Source organism: Salinivibrio sp. IB868, assembly GCF_001995655.1.
GTDB lineage: Bacteria > Pseudomonadota > Gammaproteobacteria > Enterobacterales > Vibrionaceae > Salinivibrio > Salinivibrio siamensis.
The window spans coordinates 35525-52963 of sequence record NZ_MUEW01000003.1; the positions used below are offsets into that span (position 1 = coordinate 35525).

Sequence of the window (17439 nt, forward strand, 5' to 3'; positions counted from 1 at the left end):
AGATAGGATTGCAACGGATGGCAAGACGTTTTCGCATCAAGTTATTAGGGATTGGCCTAGGTCTAGTGGGCCTTTTCTCGCTCTCTGTGTCGGCCAACGCGCCAGCGACAGAGGGCCAAATTGTGACTCAGCCTTTTATCGAGCAAGTGTTAGATAAAGCGAGCACGATAGATGCCATGCGGACTGCCTTTACCCTCCAAGCCAATGGCGAGATCAGCGCGCTTGAGTCGCACATCCGCCAACTGCCGCCGCTCACCCGAGAAGCGACCTTATATCGGCTGCTTTCTTCGCCTCTGCGGCTTGATAACGACAAGTGGCGTGAGTACCTTGCTACTTTAAGTCAGCAGCAGCCGCACTTCTTATTGCGTCATCAACAAGATGGTTACTGGGTGACCACGCCAGCATTTCATTATGCCGCCGCGGCCCGCAAGCAGCTTAATCGCTATCGTCAGCAGCAATTAACCCAAGAGCTCGGCATGCTATTGAGCTATCGCCAATTAGTGATGACCGAGTGGATTGACCCCGATCAGTCTGACTATCGTCAACGCCGTGACGCCTTGGTGACCATGATTGCCGATTATGACGCCGATGGCTTAGCGTATTTGGCCGATCAGTACCTCAATGATCCGACCCTAATGTGGATGCCCGACAATGCTATTTTGGCGGCGTTGGCACAAGCCACTGAGCGTTCTGCGCTGTATGAGCGATTGTGGCGCCGAGGCACCGATCAGTATAGCCTTGCGGCCTTGCACGCGCTGCGTGAGCGGGGAACTGATCCCTTTGCACTGCGGCAAATGATGGCGGCGGCTGACAACCCCTCGCTGCGAGGACCTGCGATTCGACAACTGGCCAATTTGTCGCCGTTACCTGCACCCGTTGCCGACTTTTTGCTAACACAGCTGTCGTTGCGTCAAGGTAAAGAAGTGGCACAACTGCTGGTGGAAGCGGGCAAGGGGGATTGGTTGAGCGGATTACAAGACCAGCTCGGGCCGCTTGGCCAACAGCACATTGCATCTGCGTTACCGTCGCGCTAATGTCGAGCCTTTACCGATCCGGATACCGCTTAACTTGGTATCATAGAGGCGACCATTAACCCCTTGAGCCTGATATGAAACTTTCCGATTTGCGCGATTTTATTGACTATCTTGAAACCCAAGGCGAGCTAAAACGCATTAGCCAGCCGGTTGATCCCGATCTTGAGATGACCGAGATTTGCGACCGCACGTTACGAGCTGGTGGTCCCGCACTGTTGTTTGAAAATCCCGTGGGCTATGACATGCCGGTGCTGGCGAACCTGTTTGGTACCCCCAAGCGTGTTGCTTTGGGCATGGGGCGTCACGACGTCCTCGAGCTACGTGAAGTCGGCAAATTGCTTGCTTATCTCAAAGAGCCAGAGCCGCCCAAGGGCTTTCGTGATGCACTCGATAAACTGCCCGTTTTTCGCCAAGTGCTCAACATGCCGGCGAAAACCGTACGCCGCCCTCGTTGCCAAGAGGTGGTGCTGAGCGGCGATGAGGTCGATCTGGATACCATTCCGGTGATGCGCTGTTGGCCGGGTGATGTGGCACCTTTGCTTACCTGGGGACTGACAATCACGCGTGGCCCTAACAAAAAGCGGCAAAACTTGGGTATTTATCGCCAGCAAAAGATTGGCAAAAACAAAGTGATCATGCGTTGGTTGGCCCATCGCGGTGGCGCGTTAGATTTGCATGATTGGATGCAAACCCATCCCAATGAACCTTTCCCAGTGACCGTGGCCTATGGTGCTGACCCTGCCACCATTCTAGGCGCGGTGACGCCCGTGCCGGATACCTTGTCCGAGTATGCGTTTGCCGGCTTATTACGGGGCAGTAAAACCGAAGTGGCCAAATGTATCAGCAACGACTTGGATGTACCGGCCAGTGCGGAAATTGTGATGGAAGGCTATATCGACCCTAATGAGTACGCGGATGAAGGGCCGTATGGCGATCATACCGGTTATTACAATGAGGTTGAGCGTCACCATGTGTTCACTGTGACGCATCTGACCATGCGCAAAAAACCGATTTACCATAGCACCTACACGGGGCGTCCACCGGATGAACCTGCCGTTTTAGGCGTGGCACTTAACGAGGTGTTTGTGCCGATTTTGCAAAAGCAGTTCCCAGAGATTGTCGATTTCTACCTACCGCCTGAAGGATGCTCGTATCGCATGGCGGTGGTAACCATGAAAAAACAATACCCTGGTCATGCCAAGCGGGTGATGATGGGCGTGTGGTCGTTCTTGCGCCAGTTTATGTACACCAAGTTTGTGATAGTGTGTGACGACGACGTCAACGCGCGTGATTGGAATGACGTGATCTGGGCAATAACCACGCGTATGGATCCGTCGCGCGATACCGTGATGGTGGATAATACCCCTATTGATTCGCTTGACTTTGCCTCTCCCGTGGTTGGGCTCGGCTCGAAAATGGGCCTCGATGCCACCAATAAATGGCAAGGGGAAACCGACCGTGAGTGGGGGACGCCTATTGCTAAAGATCCAGAGGTCGTCGCACGTGTCGACGCGATTTGGGATGAATTAGGGATCTTAGACTAATCCTATTGGAATGCGCTAGCATTCACCATTAACGATACAAACACAGCCAAAGGCGGTAGTGATGCCGCCTCTAATAACCTCATCGGCTGTAGCAATAACAAACAGAGGAACAGAATGTCGATACTATGTGAAGTGACCGCCGTTGAGCCGTTGGCGTGTCACACCTACCGCATTATCCTAAAGCCGCAGCAGGCGGTGAGCTATCAGCCGGGGCAATACGTGATGGCGGTGATGGGTGAAAAAGATAAGCGCCCGTTTTCGCTGGCAAGCAGCCCATGTCGTGAAGCGGGTGCAGAGCTTGAGCTGCACGTTGGCGCGGCAGATGAAAACCCGTTTGCCTTGGAAGTGGTTGAAAAGGCCAAAGCCGCGTTAGAAAGTGGTCAAGCGGATTTTGAAATTACTGAGCCTGCCGGTGATGCTTGGCTACGTGAGAGCGAGCGTCCTTTGCTGCTGATTGCCGGTGGTACTGGTTTTTCTTACGTGCGCAGCATGGTCGATCACTGTATTAGCCAAGGTATACAGTCTCCGATCTTTATTTATTGGGGCGCCCGCACCCCTTGTCAGCTCTATGCGCATGATGAGCTGCAAGCACTGGCTGAGTCACACAGCAATATCACCTTTATGCCAGTGGTGGAACAAGCCGAAGGCGAGTGGCGCGGGAAAGTGGGTAATGTATTGGAAGCGGTGATGGAAGATTTTGTCAGCCTCGGCGCTTACGACATCTATATCGCGGGCCGTTTTGAAATGGCGGGTGTGGCGCGTGACATGTTCTGCAAAGAGCGTGGCGTGAGCCGCGATCACCTTTACTCAGACGCGTTTGCCTTTATCTGATCGTGTCTTCTCTCTCGGATAAGTGAACAGGCAGGGATTTCCCTGCCTGTTTTGTGTTTGGGTGGCAGAGGCCGTGGGGCGGCCTACCGTGGGGCGGCACTCCGTTGCGCGGCAACGTGGCGTTTGACCCAGGTTTGGTTAAACCACAGCGCAGCTAAAATCAACACCCCGCCACTGAGTAATGGCATGAGATCTGCCTCGCGATTCCAAATCAGTACATTGACCACAATGCCGGCTGGGATCAGGGCGTTGTTCATCACCGCGAGGGCCCCCGCATTAACCAGCGTCGCACCTTTATTCCAAAAGAAATACCCCAGTCCTGAGGCGATGGTGCCTAGATAAATCAATACGCCCCACTGGGTGGGTGTCGTGGGTAGCTTGTCACTGTTTCCGAGCAAGGCGAAAGCCAGCACGCCCACGACTAAAGCGCCAAGATAGAACCAACCGAATACCGCATGTTGAGGCAGCTGAGTTTGCTCTTTCTCAAGCAGGTACTTGTAACCGACTTGGCCAATCGCAAAGCACAGGTTCGCACCTTGCACCACCAAAAAGCCGATTAAAAAGTCAGGGTTGACGGTCGCATAGCGGATCACCACGGCGCCAAGCACTGCAACCGCGGCAGTGACGAGATACCACGCGCTAAACTGGCGTTTTAAGGCATCGTAAATCAAGGTGACGTAAAGTGGGGTAAAGACGGTAAACAGCAGCACCTCTGGCACCGACAAAAATAAAAAGGATTGATAGAAAAAGCAGTACATAATGCCGAGTTGACATGCACCGACCAGCATCAATTTTGCGGCAAAGGCAGGGCGTACTTGGCGAGGGCGCAAAAAGGGCAAAAACACCAGTCCAGCCAATACAATGCGCATCAGCACAGAAAAATAACTGTCTACTTGGCCGGCGAGATACACGCCAATCAGGCTAAATGAAAAGGCCCACAGCAGTGTGACGCCGCTAAGATACCCCATGACTTCGGTTCCTTCGATAAAGTGGTAAAAAGGGCAGTGTACCGTTTCATCGCGGGGACGCAATCGGTTCATCTTGGTGTGTAGCAGATAAAGCGATGATGGCAGCAAGAAGGCGGAATCACCGCCTTCGCGGGGGAAGAAAGTGGTTCTGTTAGTCGCGGATAGGCACCATCAACAGATCCACCGGTGTTTTATTGAGTAACTGCTTGGTGGAGGAGAGCAACGAGCTCCAAAAGTCTTGGTGATGGCCGACCACGACCAGATCGATCCCCATATTTTGAATCGATTCAGTGATTTCTTCGGCAAGATCGCCACTGCTGACCAAGGTATGTGTCACTGGACTTTGCGCGTCACTGGCCAGTTGATTCAGCTTTTGCTGCGCTTCTTCAATCACACGGTTACGCGACTCGACCAAGTTAATGTCGATGAGCCCGGTGTAGAGCTCGGCGTAATTAACATCGATATGGACTAAGGAAAGTTGGGCGTCGAGGGCACTGGCTAAGGCATCGGCTTTCTTGAGCAGGCGTTCACTGTCATCTGACAAATCGACAGCAACCAAAATATGCTTGTATGACATAGGGTTATCCTTTTTCTATCTGGCTGTCATCGCAGTTTAGCGAGCTTGCGTATAAAAAACAGTCACTGTGATCGCATTCCGATCAACAACTCGACGATGACACGAGTCATAAATTCGATACAAGACTCGGTCTCGATGCGGTTAGTCGGCGTGATCCGCTTGAAAACCAACGTGCTGCTGGTCAGAATGGCAGCTAACCCCAAATAAAGAGGATGTTTTATATGCTAGCACCTGCCATGGTTGACAGGCTCAATGAGCAGATCAATTTGGAGTTTTTCTCATCAAATCTATACTTACAAATGAGCGCTTGGTGTGAGGATCAAGGCTTCGAAGGAGCCGCGCGATTCCTGCATAAGCACGCACAAGAAGAGATGCAGCATATGCAGCGCCTTTTTACGTACGTCAGTGAGACAGGGGCGATGCCTATTTTGGGTTCGATTGACGCACCGCGTCATGAGTTCGCATCACTGGGCGAAGTGTTTCGCGAAACCTATCAACACGAGCGCTTGATTACGGAAAAAATTAACAGCTTGGCGCACGTTGCGTTTACCACACAAGATTATTCTACTTTCAATTTCTTGCAGTGGTATGTAGCGGAGCAGCATGAAGAAGAGAAGCTGTTTAAAGGCATACTCGATAAGATCGAGTTAGTCGGCGAAGATGGCAAGGCACTGTTCTTTATTGACAAAGACTTGGCATCGATGGCGGTTGAAGAGTCTACGTCAGTGATGGACGGCTCAGCAGGGCAGTAATCTGGTTACCTCTCCCTCTGAGCGCTATCCGGCGTAGCGGAGGGAGAGGTCTATGAACGGTGATATCCTAATCGTGGCAGTTTTTACCGTCACACTGGTTAATTTCGCGCGCTACCTGTCTTCACTGCGCGCGCTCGTTGTGATGTTGCGCGACGCGAATCCGCTGCTTTATCAGCAAATTTGTCGCGGAGATAACAACTTTTTCTCACTCTCACCCCAAGGCGATATCTCGCGCCAAAAGCGCTTGTACCAGTACATTCGTAGTCAGGAGTATCTCCATCATCACGATGAAATATTCGTGGGCAAATGCAACAAAGTGCGCCATTTGTTCATCCTCAATGCTGCGTTGTCTGGTGCCTTGCTCGCGACCTTTTTTCTTGTCGCTTTTGCGGGCTGGTAAGCGGACGCCAACAATTTCGACAAAATGCTGACCTCGGTCAGCATTTTTTTTGTTAACCTGACGCCACTACTCGGATCACAGCGTAATTGAGGGAATCATGCAAAGCCTACTCCAATGGTGGCAGTCGCTTCATGAGGCAGCGGCGTGGGAATGGATCTCGGATGTTGTCACGTTAACGGGCATCAGTGCCATTGCCTGGACGATTTGGCACGTGCTGGTTGGGCGGCTGAAAGCCTTGGCGGAAAAGACTATCACCCGCTGGGACGACATCATTTGGCCGGCGATAGATACGCCTTTAAGTGTGTTGATTTGGTTATGGCCAGCCTCTCATTCGCTGGAAATCGTTGTCGATAACACCTTAGGCAATGTCTCACTCAGTTGGCTTACCTTGGTGCAAGATTTGGTGGTGATCTGGGTCATCATTTGGGTGCTGTTACGCCTAGTTAACAGCGGCGAGCAGGTGATGATTGAGACGAGCAAACGCGACCACACCACTATCAATACCTTGGGGAATGTCTTACGCGCCCTCTTTGTGTGCTTCGGGGTCTTGTCCTTGCTGAAAAGCCTGGGCGTTAGCGTCTCAGGTCTACTGACCGTCGGGGGTGTCGGGGGTTTAATTGTTGGTTTTGCCGCTAAGGACTTGCTGTCGAACTTCTTCGGTGGGGTGATGATTTACTTTGATCGCCCGTTTAAAGTCGGTGATTGGGTGCGCTCGCCGGATCGCAACATTGAGGGCACAGTGGAGAAAATTGGTATTCGTATGACGGTGGTGCGCACCTTTGATTTGCGCCCTTTATACGTTCCCAATTCGGTATTCAGTAACGTGGTGGTCGAGAACCCCTCGCGGATGCTCAACCGCCGCATCTATGAAACCATCGGACTACGTTACCAAGACGCCGATAAAATCAGCGCGGTGATTGACGATGTGTATGCCATGCTTGAAGCCCACCCAGACATTGAAACACGACAAACCTTGATTGTGAACTTCAATAGCTTTGGCCCACATTCGCTCGATTTCTTTATTTACACCTTCACCAAAACGGTGAACTGGCAACGTTATCACCGCGTGAAGCAGGATGTACTGCTGCAAGTGATTGGTATTATTCATCAGCACGGTGCGGATATTGCCTTCCCAACTCGTACGCTGCATATGGATCCAAGCCTGATGGCGCAGGGCGCCGATGCCATGGTGCCACCGCCCGAAGCGCAGGCGCGTTAAATCGCGCTTGCCGCTCACGTGCGGGCTGCTACAATGCCGCTCCCACAGGGTGAGCAGAGAATAAACAGGTAAGCGTGTGACTGAGTATGATGTAATTGTGATTGGCGCCGGTGCGGCAGGATTGATGTGTGCGGCACAAGCAGGCCAACGTGGCCGCCGTGTTTTGGTGGTGGATCATGCCAAAAAACCGGGCCGCAAGATCCTGATCTCAGGCGGCGGACGCTGCAATTTCACCAACTATGATGTCACCGCGAGTAACTTCCTGTGTGAAAACCCGCACTTCGTCAAATCCGCATTGGCACAATACAGCCAATGGGACTTTATTGGTCTGGTGGCCACCCATGGTGTGGCCTATCACGAGCGTGACCACGGCCAGCTGTTTTGTGATGACAGCGCCAAGGATATCGTTAACCTGCTCTTGGCCGAATGCGACCAAGCCACCATCAGTCAACGCTATCGCTGTGAAGTGCATGATATCGAACAAGAAGAAGCCGGCTTTCGCCTTAAACTCAATGGCGAGCCGGTGCGCTGCCAGTCGTTGGTGGTTGCCACGGGCGGCCTTTCGATGCCCAAGCTTGGCGCTACCCCCTTTGGTTACCAGCTTGCCGAGCAATTTGGCCTAAAAGTGCTGCCCACTCGCGCCGCCTTGGTGCCGTATACCTTGCACCAAGAAGACAAAACGCGCTTTGCCGATATTTCCGGGGTGTCGGTGCCATGTTCGATCACCACTGAGTCTGGGGTGTGCTTTACCGAGAATCTGCTCTTTACCCACCGCGGTTTATCGGGACCGGCGGTGTTGCAAACCTCCTCGTTTTGGCAGCCGGGCGAAGCGGTCACCATCGATTTACTCCCTAGTGAGTCGCTAAAAGAGGTGCTGGTGGCGATGCGTGATAAGCACCCCAACCAAACCTTAAAAACCTCACTGTCTCGCCTATTCCCCAAACGCTTGGTCGAGGTCTTGATTGCGCGCGATAGCTTGCCGGATAAACCGCTCAAGCAGCTCGATGACAAACAGCTCGATCAGCTTCATCACTACTTTCACCAGTGGTCCATTGCCCCAAACGGCACTGAAGGTTACCGCACCGCAGAAGTGACGCTTGGTGGGGTGGATACCCACGCAATTTCCTCGAAAACCCTTGAAGCGCGAGATATCCCCGGCCTGTATTTTATCGGTGAAGTGCTTGATGTCACCGGCTGGCTCGGCGGCTATAACTTCCAATGGGCCTGGAGCTCCGGCTGGGTAGCCGGGCAGCATGTGTGATCTTGATTCTAAGTGCTCTCTAGTTGACTGTTTTTTGTCTAAAAAATGGCAATCTTTCTTGCGCGCTGTTACATTAGCGCGCGCTTGCCATGTCGGATAAAAATTATCCGGCGCTGTGAACCCGCGACGCGCAGGATGGGCTCGCGGTACCCTAGGGACGGGGTGACGGCTGTTCACTATTGCTACCTCGGTTATCGGGGAGTTTGGAATTAACCTGTCGTTGCTTTGAGAGCCGTTCCCATGCAGTTATCACTAAAACAAAAATTAATTGGGGCATGCTTATCTGCTGTATTGCTGATGGCCGCCTTTCTCACCTGGCTTGCTGTAAGCCAAATTCAAGCCCAAACCCAGTCGAGCATCTATAGCCGCGTCAGTGGTATCGCCGATGCGGCGACTGAATCGATCAGCGGTTGGGTGCAAATCCGTGCTGATATCACCAGTGCCTTTACCGATTACACCAGCAGTAGCCATCGTGTGAGCTATTTACAGCAAGCACGTGAGGCCGGTGGGTTTGACGATATCTATTATGGTACTCCAAAAGGCGCCATGTATCGCTCGCGCCCAGAGCGCAACCGCGATGATTATGACCCTCGCGCCCGCCCGTGGTACAAGCAAGCAGTGAGCGCAGGTAGCCCGATTATTACCACTGCTTACAGTGATGCGATTACCGGTGCGATGCTGGTGACCTTGGCCGAGCCAGTACGTCGTAATGGCGAATTAATCGGTGTGGTGGGCGCAGATGTGTTGATTGACCAGCTGATCCGTGACGTGACCCAATTAAAAGTGGGCAAAAATGCGAACGCGATGCTGCTAGGTGCTGATGGCACTTTTCTCGCTCACAAAGACAAAGCGCGCCTGCTAAAACCGTATCGCAGCCTGTCTCCTGAGCTGAATGAAAACCGCGTGCGTCAGGCGTTGGCACAGCAATCGCTGGTGGAACTGCCTGTCGATGGCGTTGATAAACTGTTTTATTTTGCCTCGGTTCCTAACACCGATTGGGTACTGGCGATTGAGCTAGATAAGCGCACTGAATACGCCAGCCAGCGTGATACCTTGTTCAATCTGGTGCTGACCGCGGTGGTGATCACTTTGCTGGTGGCCGGTGCCGTGACGTGGTTGATGCACGTGTTGTTCCGTGACTTGCTCAATGTATCCGCCGCGCTAGAAGAAATTGCCTCCGGTGAAGGGGATTTAACCCAGCGCCTTGAGCCACACAGTAATGACGAAATTGGCAAACTTGCCAACAACTTCAACCGCTTTGTCGGCAACATGCACACTATGGTGTCGCACTTACGTCAGCTGTCTGGCTCGCTCAAGCAACAAGCCGAGCTAACTGCGGCGCAAGCGGAAGAGCGCTCCACCCGGATTGGTCATCAGCAAGATGAAATCAATATGGTGGCGACCGCTATCCATGAAATGGCCTCGGCGACCCAAGATATTGCCGGTAATGCCGATAACACCGCGCGCACCGCCCAAGAGACCGAAAGCGTTGCCAACGATGGCGGCCAGCAAGTGGAGCAAAGTAAGCACTCGATCACCGAGCTTGCCCGTGAAGTGGAAGCGGCGACCGGTGTGATTGGTGAGCTGGATCAGCATGCGCACAGCATCACCAGCATCTTGTCGACCATTCAAGAAGTGGCCGAGCAAACCAATCTGCTGGCGTTGAATGCCGCGATTGAAGCCGCACGCGCCGGTGAGCATGGCCGTGGCTTTGCGGTAGTGGCCGATGAGGTACGGATATTGAGCCAGCGTACTCATGCTTCAACCACCGAAATTCAGCAGATGATTGATACCTTGCAGCAGGCAACCGGTCGCGCGGTGACCATGATGCAAGATAGCCAGCAACGTGCGCATGCCAGTGTGGAAGATGCCAGCGCGGCGAACGAAAGCTTGAGCCAGATTGTCGCGGCGGTGAGCCAAATTAGCGATATGGCCACCCAAATTGCCTCGGCAGCGGAAGAGCAATCGAGCGTCACCGCGGAGATCACCCGTAACTCAGAGGGCATTCGCGATGTGTCCAATGAGCTATCGACCGAAGCGGATGAAGCCGCGCGTCAAGCCGCGACGTTATCCGAGCTTTCTCATAGCCTCGAGCAAGAGATCAGCCGCTTTAAGCTGTAGCCCATAAACGACGTAAACGCCGAGCATGGCAGCGCGCCGTGCTCGGCGTTTTTTTGTTCACGTGTTTGGCGTCAGCACCTTGGGGGCGGGGAGTGGTGTAGTGTGATGGTGGCGATCGGCTTCGTAGCTCTCCATAAAGTGGACAAGAAAATGGTCCAGCTGCGTGGCGGCGTTCACGTCGCCTTGGCTTCGTAGTAATGCACTCACCGCTTCACTGGTACACAGGTGTCCCGGAGGCTGGTTGCGCCTAAGCGTATATTGCGAGGCGGCAGTCGACGGCAAACTGACCCGTGGCAGACCATTGAGCCACGGGCTTTTATTGAGCATTTTTCGCGCCTGCTGCCAAGTGGCATCCAGCACCACAAACTGTAACGGCGTGCGAGGTGCATTGGTGGCGGCTAATGCCTCTGCGCAAGAAGCTGAACTATCCGTGCAAGAAACTAACCTATCCGCGCAAGAGACAGACCGAGCCACGTCAGCAAATAGTCTATCGGCGGGGACGGCATCGTCACTGGGAAACAACAACCAAGGTGACACATCACCGCGCGCCCAGCTGTCGAGCAAGGCTTGCGGTGGTTGTTTGCGTTGCCAAATTTCGATTTTCGTGTCGGGCAGCGCCGCTTTAACCAGTTTGCCGGTGTTGGATTGGCGCGCCGCTTCGTTTTCGTGCATCACCAGTAAACATTGCAATTGGCTCTCCAGCGGCCAATAGCAGTGACAGATACAGTGATAGGTAAAACCGCATTGGATGCAGGGCGAACGGGCCATCAGACTCTCCTCAAGGTGTCAGGTTGCTATTGTGCGCAAGTCCGACAAGGAATGCGAGCCCGCGTGCCACGGGCGCTCGTGTCTACGTTATTCTTCGCCTAATACCGCCCCTTGTTGGGTGGCATAGATGCCATCGGCAAATAATGCCGTGTCTGAGCTATCCGGTTTGGGCGCGCGAGGCGCAGTGCTGGGGTTGAGTGGATAACGCTGCCCATCAAATCGCATCACATGGTGGCCGGCAGGCGCACCACCGCCACCGACCGGCACGATCAAATCATGCCAACCTTTGTTTTGGCTGCGTGCTAATAAAAGGGGCACATGCACCAGTGTCATGCGACTATTAAACTGCCAGCCTTGCGCCTCGCCCTTAAACACTAATAAGGTGCAGCCGCCACTGCCACAGCTGTCGGTCAAGACCAATAGCTCAGCTTGCCCGTCTTGGTTAAGGTCGTGAGTAAGCCAGCGATAAGTGAGTGGGCCGGATTGGCCGTTATCGCTAAGATAGTCTTTGAGTGCTTGCTCAACGCGCGGGTTTCTCTCGGCGCTGCCTTTAATGCCGGTTTGGTTTGATACGTTCACGGCATCCCCGACTTTGAGCCTCAGCGTTAAACCCTCATGACCTAATGAGTAGGTGTTGCCATTAAAGGTTTCCTCGGAGGCGGTGAGGGTAAACCCGTTACGTGTATATATGCGCTCAGACACCACCATTTGCTCACCACTACGGGTAGTGAGTACTTGGACTTGGTTCTCCCCGACTGGCTGCCAAATCCCGGTTTCTTTGGTCACCGCTTCCCCTTGTGGGTGGTAGCTGGTGATGGCGCTATGATCGGGCAGCAACGTCAGTTTGGTGGTCAGTGTCGGTTGGCCGGGCGACTGGCTGGTACCTTGGTATTCTCCCGCCCAATGCTGACTGGTATCCACGGAAGGTAAGATCGCACACCCTTGGTAAGTGCCTTTCGCCGTTTTTAAGCGTGCTTGCCAGCCATAGAGGGTGTTGGCGCTTTGTTGGCAGCCTTGGGCGCTAAGCGTTAAAGCGGCTTGTTGAGCACGGAATTGTGCCTGCTCTTGGCTCATGCTTTGTCCGCTGAGCGGGCGCTCTTGTGAGTCTTGCTCGCTTTCCCATGCCAGATGCCCTTGGCCGACAGCGGCTGACCAGGTGGTAGGGGTCTGGCCTTCCGCCAACAAGGTATTACGCGGTTGTGCGCATCCCTCTAATTCGCTGGTGAGCATATTTAAGCGGGTCATGGTCACCGCAGCAGGGTAGTCGGCACTGTACCCGCGGCGTGACACAGGTGTGAAATAGCCCTCAAACTCACTGTATACCGGACCGGACTGCTGCGATAAGGTCGCGCGTTGGTCAGCGGTTAAATCAAGCCAGTACTGTTTTTGACTGCCGCACGGCGTGAAGCTGGCCGTTTCTGGGCTGACAGAGATGCGGCCGGTTTGCATAAAAGGTTGCGGCGTGTGAACCAAGCCGGTTGAAACCTTGTCGCTACGATGGCCCAGTTCTACCGGACCAGAGGTGCTACCGCACCCGGCGAGGGCAAGCAAACTCATTGAGGCGATGATAAGGGGACGAAGAGATGGCACGAAAAACTCCTTGTACTGAGCGAGAGTAGGCAGGCTTGCGCCCTGAATGCAGGCAGGGCAAGATTGCCGCCACCATCCGATTAAGAGCAAGCTAGCATGAGTTATTGGTTATTTAAAACAGAGCCAGATACCTTTTCGATAGACACACTAAAGCAGCAAAAGGTTTCATGCTGGGAAGGGGTGCGCAATTATCAAGCGCGTAATATGCTGCGTGATGAGGTCAAAGTGGGCGATGAGGTGCTGATTTATCATTCCTCGTGCAAACAAGTGGGCGTCGCCGGTGTGGCGACCGTGGTCCGCGCTTGTTATCCCGATCATACCCAATTTGAGCCAGATAGCGGCTACTTTGATCCGAAAGCCACACCTGAAACCCCACGTTGGTTTATGGTGGATGTGGAATATCAGCGTCATGTGCCGTTAATTGCACTGGCAGAGATGAAGCAAAATCCGGCGCTGGCCGAGATGCCGTTAGTGAAAAAAGGTAACCGACTGAGTGTGATGCCGGTTACCGCAGCGCAATGGCAGGCGATCCTGGCGATGGCGGGGGAATAGTGCATCGCCATCAGGCGCCTGTTGGCTCACGGTGTGAGCCAGGTCGCTTATAAAAGTGAGTCTAATAGGTGCGCTTTCAAATAGCGCGCCACCGCTTCATCAGCATGACTACCAATAATGGCTTTATCTGTGAGGGTGGCCTTGACGCGCGCTTGTGCGGTGGCCATTACCAAGCCTTGTCCGGCGGCACGTAGCATTTCGACATCGTTCATGCCATCGCCAAAGGCAATACAGTCCGCCAAGTTGAGCTGATGACGACGCGCCACTTCCTCTAACGCGGCGCCTTTGGACACCCCATTGCCCATCACTTCCAGGCAGAATGGCGTCGAAAATGCCACGCTGATGTTCTCGCCATACTGCGACAAAAACTGATGCTCGTATTTGAGTAGGTGGTCGTGATCGTGGCGAATAAAGAAAATCTTCGCGATGTTATCGACCGGTGGGTTGTCCACATCAAACTCCTGGGCGTTAAAGCCAGAGTCTTTATGATAGCGGGCGAGCTCTTCATCCATTTTGCTCAGCAGCCAGTCATTATCGCGGTAGAGGTGAATGGTGACGGTCGGATCCTGCTTCACCTCGTTAATCAGGTTGGCAACAATCTCAGGGTCAACATTGTGTTGGAATACCAAGTTGTCATCACTGTCATGCACGCGTGCGCCATTGGAGGTGATCATGTATGCAGGAATGCCAACGGTTTCACGAATGCTCGCTACGTCAACATGATGACGACCCGTGGCAAACACAAAATGGATGCCTTGCTGGTGCAGTTGTTCCAACACCTGTTTGGTATAGGGCGCGATACTGTGCTCTGGGGTGAGCAGGGTACCATCGAGATCGGAAGCGACGAGTTTGTACATCATGTCCTCATTAGTTAGGCGATCACAATCACAGTATGTTTGAGTCTACTGCAACTGACGACGGTGAAAAAGGGAACCCTCTCACTGAGCGATTTCCGCTTTTAGTGTTGGCTCTGACGTTGAAAAAAATCATCAATGGCCGTGAACGCTGCCAGCCGATGTGTATCGGTTTCAAACAAGATTTCATGTCGTGAGCCTTGAAAAAACTGCCATTGACTCGGCTGATTGGCTTGCCGGCGTAAAAAATGGAACTCGGCCATCGCGGGATTAGACACAATCTGCTCGCCGCCAGCTTGGCAAATGAGTGTCGGAGTGGCCAATTGGGGGGCGATGGCTAAGCAGTGCTGGGCTGCGGCCATTCCCTCGGCAATCCAGCGAGCGCTAGGCCCGCCGATCTGCAGTTGAGGTTGGTTGATGTAGAGCTGACGAAACCAGGCATACCGTGCGCGAGAATGGGTCAGGCGGTTTTGCTCAAACGGCACATGACGATAACCAACTTGTCCGGGCCCAAACCGTGGTGGATGCTGATAGCGCGCCAGCGAACGACACAACCAAGGCGCGATACGTCCAAGCCACGGGCTGACGTGCACGCCAAACATCGGCGCGGTCATTGCAAGCCCGTCTATCGCGTGGGGAAATCGATGCGCATAGAGTGCGGCGATGGCCCCGCCCATAGAGTGGGCGAGCATAAAGGTATGGTCGTATTGTCGGTGCGCCCCGATAAACTGCATGAAGGTCGCCAGATCAGTGACATAGTCGTCAAAGCGTTCGACATGACCCAGATCGCGCGGTTTGATCACGAGCCGCTCGGACAAACCTTGGCCGCGGTGATCAAAGCTGTAAACGTCATAGCCCATCTGAACGAGGTCATAAAAGATCTCTTGATACTTCATCACGCTTTCAATGCGGCCATTGACCACCACGACCGCTTGCCTATTCTGCGGACGGGTAAAGCTGCACCAGTGTAAACGTAGCCCTCCTTCCCCGTGGAAGTAGCCTTGTTCACGCTGTTGCCAAAAAGGTGTTATGTGGTGCTTAAATGCGTCGCTCAGCACTGCTTCACGGGCGAGAGAGTGCGCGTCAAAAGCCGGCTGATCCTTACTGTCGGCGAGATCTGTCATCTTGGTTTACCATCACTGAGATAGGTTTACTATAACCGTCTTAAAGGATGGATGAAAATGACACTTATGGGAAAAGCGCCGCGCCAAAAAGAAAAGGCAAGCGCGAGCGCTTGCCTTAACACCGAATAACGATACGTTACTGGTTGAAGTTGTAGTAGGTTTCTGCACCAGGGCCAACGGGCAGACCGAGCACGAAAACCCATACGTAGAATAGAATGCTCCATCCCACCATAAAGATCATCGAATAAGGCAACATGGTGGCAATCAAGGTGCCTATGCCAAGGTTTTTCACATAGCGACACGCCACCGCCAGAATCAGCCCGAAGTAACTCATCATCGGGGTAATGATGTTGGTCACTGAATCGCCAATCCGGTAGGCTGATTGAATCGTCTCTGGGGCATAACCGACCAGCATCAACATAGGTACAAAGATGGGGGCGGTGATGGCCCACTGCGCCGATGCCGAGCCGACCGAGAGGTTAATCAGGCCACACATCAAGATGAAGGCAAAGAATAATGCAGGCCCTGTTAAACCGATGGTTTGCAAAAAGTCAGCACCGCCGACCGCAATCACTTGACCAAAATTGGTCCATTTAAAGAACGCCACAAATTGCGCCGCGAAAAACACCAGCACGATATACATGCCCATGGCGCTCATCGACTTAGACATCGAATCAATCACGTCGCGATCGTTATTGATGGTGCCGACGGTACGGCCAAACACAATACCGGGAACGGCAAAGAACACCATAATAAAGGCAACAATGCCTTTCAAAAACGGCGAGCCTGCCACTTCATTGGTCTCGGGGTGACGCAGTGGTCCCCACTCAGGGACGATGGTGAGCGCTAAAATGCCGCTGACAATCAGCACCGCAATCCCGGCATTACGAAGACCGCGTTTCTCGTCATCATTAAGCTTGCTCGCGGAGGCGGCGGCGACATCTTCAGACGCTTGGTCGTGGTCATACTGGCCCAGCTTAGGCTCGACAATCTTATCGGTGATCCATGCACCAACAATCGCGATGAAGAAGGTAGAAACGAACATAAAGTACCAGTTCATTTCGGGCCCAACGATGTAGTCTGGGTCAATCATTTGCGCGGCTGACTCGGTGATCCCCGACAGCAAGGGGTCGACAGTTCCCAACAACAAGTTAGCAGAGTAACCGCCTGATACCCCGGCAAACGCTGCGGCAAGCCCGGCTAATGGATGACGGCCTAATGAATGGAAGATCATCGCGGCAAGCGGGATTAAAACCACGTAACCGAGCTCTGAAGCCGTATTCGAGATAATACCGGCAAAGACAATGGTAAAGGTGACGGTACGGCGCGACGCGCCCATTACCAGGCCGCGCATGGAGGCTGACAGCAGTCCTGAATGTTCTGCGACCGACACACCGAGCATGGCCACCAGCACGGTGCCGAGTGGGGCAAAGCCGGTAAAGTTTTTCACCAAGTTGGTGACGATCATTTGCAAGCCTTCGGCGTTGAGCAGGCTTTGCACATAAATCATGCCATCTGCCGCACGTCCTTTTGCGCCCTCTGGGCGAGGATCGGCGACAGACACATCAAAGTAGCCAGCGACACCCGAGGCGATCAGGATAGCGACACAGAAAATCGCGAATAAGGTCACTGGATGAGGGAGCAGGTTGCCGAGCCACTCGACGGTATCGAGAAAGCGCGTAAACAGTGTGCGCTTGTGCGGCCCACCTTGTTGCTCTGTGGTACTTGAGTGCATGGGGTTGGTCTCCTTCGTTGTACTGCATTTCCCGTCTATGGGAAAAGGAGGCCGAATGTTAATTGTTTTTTAACTTAAATAGCAAGATTAAAAGCTAGTTAGTGAGCGT

16 protein-coding genes are annotated in these 17439 nt (G+C 53.4%); 9 read left to right on the forward strand and 7 right to left on the reverse strand.

Annotated features, from left to right (window positions below; translation table 11 throughout):
* Positions 1–17 precede the first annotated feature (17 nt).
* The 3 genes from BZG20_RS03670 to fre all read left to right on the forward strand — a co-directional run bounded on the left by BZG20_RS03670 (position 18) and on the right by fre (position 3409).
* Positions 18–1034 (forward strand): hypothetical protein, encoded by a 1017-nt coding sequence (locus BZG20_RS03670; protein WP_077578170.1) that lies wholly within the window; start codon positions 18–20, stop codon positions 1032–1034.
* 74 nt (positions 1035–1108) lie between these two features.
* The gene (ubiD, locus tag BZG20_RS03675; RefSeq protein WP_046074577.1) at positions 1109–2578 is read left to right on the forward strand and encodes a 4-hydroxy-3-polyprenylbenzoate decarboxylase; all 1470 of its coding nucleotides are present in this window, start codon (positions 1109–1111) and stop codon (positions 2576–2578) included.
* 114 nt (positions 2579–2692) lie between these two features.
* Positions 2693–3409, forward strand: coding sequence for an NAD(P)H-flavin reductase (gene fre / locus BZG20_RS03680; RefSeq protein WP_046074576.1), 717 nt, complete (start codon positions 2693–2695; stop codon positions 3407–3409).
* A gap of 83 nt (positions 3410–3492) precedes the next feature.
* On the opposite strand, the gene BZG20_RS03685 is transcribed toward fre, so the two are convergent.
* Together BZG20_RS03685 and BZG20_RS03690 are read right to left on the reverse strand one after the other, a co-directional pair.
* Complete coding sequence (locus tag BZG20_RS03685; protein WP_046074575.1) at positions 3493–4377, reverse strand: carboxylate/amino acid/amine transporter; 885 nt, start codon at positions 4375–4377, stop codon at positions 3493–3495.
* Positions 4378–4528: 151 nt separating this feature from the next.
* Positions 4529–4954 (reverse strand): universal stress protein, encoded by a 426-nt coding sequence (locus BZG20_RS03690; protein WP_046074574.1) that lies wholly within the window; start codon positions 4952–4954, stop codon positions 4529–4531.
* 221 nt (positions 4955–5175) lie between these two features.
* Here BZG20_RS03690 and ftnA point away from each other — a divergent pair, with 221 nt between their 5' ends.
* The 5 genes from ftnA to BZG20_RS03715 all read left to right on the forward strand — a co-directional run bounded on the left by ftnA (position 5176) and on the right by BZG20_RS03715 (position 10707).
* Positions 5176–5706: a non-heme ferritin gene (ftnA, locus tag BZG20_RS03695; RefSeq protein ID WP_046074610.1), complete on the forward strand. Its 531-nt coding sequence runs from the start codon at positions 5176–5178 to the stop codon at positions 5704–5706.
* A 52-nt stretch (positions 5707–5758) separates the two neighbouring features.
* The gene (locus tag BZG20_RS03700) at positions 5759–6106 is read left to right on the forward strand and encodes a universal stress protein UspB (RefSeq protein ID WP_077578171.1); all 348 of its coding nucleotides are present in this window, start codon (positions 5759–5761) and stop codon (positions 6104–6106) included.
* 97 nt (positions 6107–6203) lie between these two features.
* Complete coding sequence (locus tag BZG20_RS03705; RefSeq protein ID WP_077578172.1) at positions 6204–7325, forward strand: mechanosensitive ion channel family protein; 1122 nt, start codon at positions 6204–6206, stop codon at positions 7323–7325.
* A 76-nt stretch (positions 7326–7401) separates the two neighbouring features.
* Positions 7402–8586, forward strand: a complete 1185-nt coding sequence (locus tag BZG20_RS03710) for an NAD(P)/FAD-dependent oxidoreductase (RefSeq protein ID WP_077578173.1) — start codon at positions 7402–7404, stop codon at positions 8584–8586.
* Positions 8587–8826: 240 nt separating this feature from the next.
* Positions 8827–10707 (forward strand): methyl-accepting chemotaxis protein, encoded by a 1881-nt coding sequence (locus BZG20_RS03715; protein WP_077578174.1) that lies wholly within the window; start codon positions 8827–8829, stop codon positions 10705–10707.
* A gap of 57 nt (positions 10708–10764) precedes the next feature.
* Here the strand turns inward: BZG20_RS03715 and BZG20_RS03720 are convergent, their stop codons facing one another.
* On the reverse strand, positions 10765–11475 hold the full coding sequence (locus BZG20_RS03720; protein WP_077578175.1) for a DTW domain-containing protein: 711 nt from the start codon (positions 11473–11475) through the stop codon (positions 10765–10767).
* A gap of 87 nt (positions 11476–11562) precedes the next feature.
* Complete coding sequence (locus BZG20_RS03725) at positions 11563–13065, reverse strand: hypothetical protein (protein ID WP_077578176.1); 1503 nt, start codon at positions 13063–13065, stop codon at positions 11563–11565.
* 96 nt (positions 13066–13161) lie between these two features.
* Here BZG20_RS03725 and BZG20_RS03730 point away from each other — a divergent pair, with 96 nt between their 5' ends.
* Positions 13162–13617, forward strand: coding sequence for an EVE domain-containing protein (locus BZG20_RS03730; protein ID WP_046074568.1), 456 nt, complete (start codon positions 13162–13164; stop codon positions 13615–13617).
* A gap of 47 nt (positions 13618–13664) precedes the next feature.
* On the opposite strand, the gene BZG20_RS03735 is transcribed toward BZG20_RS03730, so the two are convergent.
* The 3 genes from BZG20_RS03735 to BZG20_RS03745 form a co-directional block, all read right to left on the reverse strand.
* Complete coding sequence (locus BZG20_RS03735; protein WP_077578177.1) at positions 13665–14474, reverse strand: Cof-type HAD-IIB family hydrolase; 810 nt, start codon at positions 14472–14474, stop codon at positions 13665–13667.
* Positions 14475–14575: 101 nt separating this feature from the next.
* The gene (locus tag BZG20_RS03740; RefSeq protein WP_052708049.1) at positions 14576–15595 is read right to left on the reverse strand and encodes an alpha/beta fold hydrolase; all 1020 of its coding nucleotides are present in this window, start codon (positions 15593–15595) and stop codon (positions 14576–14578) included.
* A 136-nt stretch (positions 15596–15731) separates the two neighbouring features.
* Positions 15732–17330 carry an AbgT family transporter gene (locus BZG20_RS03745; protein ID WP_046074566.1) on the reverse strand — a complete coding sequence of 533 codons (1599 nt, stop codon included), beginning with the start codon at positions 17328–17330 and terminating at the stop codon, positions 15732–15734.
* Positions 17331–17439: the final 109 nt, after the last annotated feature.

Excerpts from the sequence above, each read along its gene's own strand:
- BZG20_RS03670 (WP_077578170.1), top strand. The coding sequence starts at position 18 with ATGGCAAGACGTTTTCGCATCAAGTTATTAGGGATTGGCCTAGGTCTA.
- ubiD (WP_046074577.1), top strand. The coding sequence starts at position 1,109 with ATGAAACTTTCCGATTTGCGCGATTTTATTGACTATCTTGAAACCCAA.
- fre (WP_046074576.1), top strand. The coding sequence starts at position 2,693 with ATGTCGATACTATGTGAAGTGACCGCCGTTGAGCCGTTGGCGTGTCAC.
- BZG20_RS03685 (WP_046074575.1), bottom strand. The coding sequence starts at position 4,377 with ATGGGGTATCTTAGCGGCGTCACACTGCTGTGGGCCTTTTCATTTAGC.
- BZG20_RS03690 (WP_046074574.1), bottom strand. The coding sequence starts at position 4,954 with ATGTCATACAAGCATATTTTGGTTGCTGTCGATTTGTCAGATGACAGT.
- ftnA (WP_046074610.1), top strand. The coding sequence starts at position 5,176 with ATGCTAGCACCTGCCATGGTTGACAGGCTCAATGAGCAGATCAATTTG.
- BZG20_RS03700 (WP_077578171.1), top strand. The coding sequence starts at position 5,759 with ATGAACGGTGATATCCTAATCGTGGCAGTTTTTACCGTCACACTGGTT.
- BZG20_RS03705 (WP_077578172.1), top strand. The coding sequence starts at position 6,204 with ATGCAAAGCCTACTCCAATGGTGGCAGTCGCTTCATGAGGCAGCGGCG.
- BZG20_RS03715 (WP_077578174.1), top strand. The coding sequence starts at position 8,827 with ATGCAGTTATCACTAAAACAAAAATTAATTGGGGCATGCTTATCTGCT.
- BZG20_RS03720 (WP_077578175.1), bottom strand. The coding sequence starts at position 11,475 with ATGGCCCGTTCGCCCTGCATCCAATGCGGTTTTACCTATCACTGTATC.
- BZG20_RS03730 (WP_046074568.1), top strand. The coding sequence starts at position 13,162 with ATGAGTTATTGGTTATTTAAAACAGAGCCAGATACCTTTTCGATAGAC.
- BZG20_RS03735 (WP_077578177.1), bottom strand. The coding sequence starts at position 14,474 with ATGTACAAACTCGTCGCTTCCGATCTCGATGGTACCCTGCTCACCCCA.
- BZG20_RS03740 (WP_052708049.1), bottom strand. The coding sequence starts at position 15,595 with ATGACAGATCTCGCCGACAGTAAGGATCAGCCGGCTTTTGACGCGCAC.
- BZG20_RS03745 (WP_046074566.1), bottom strand. The coding sequence starts at position 17,330 with ATGCACTCAAGTACCACAGAGCAACAAGGTGGGCCGCACAAGCGCACA.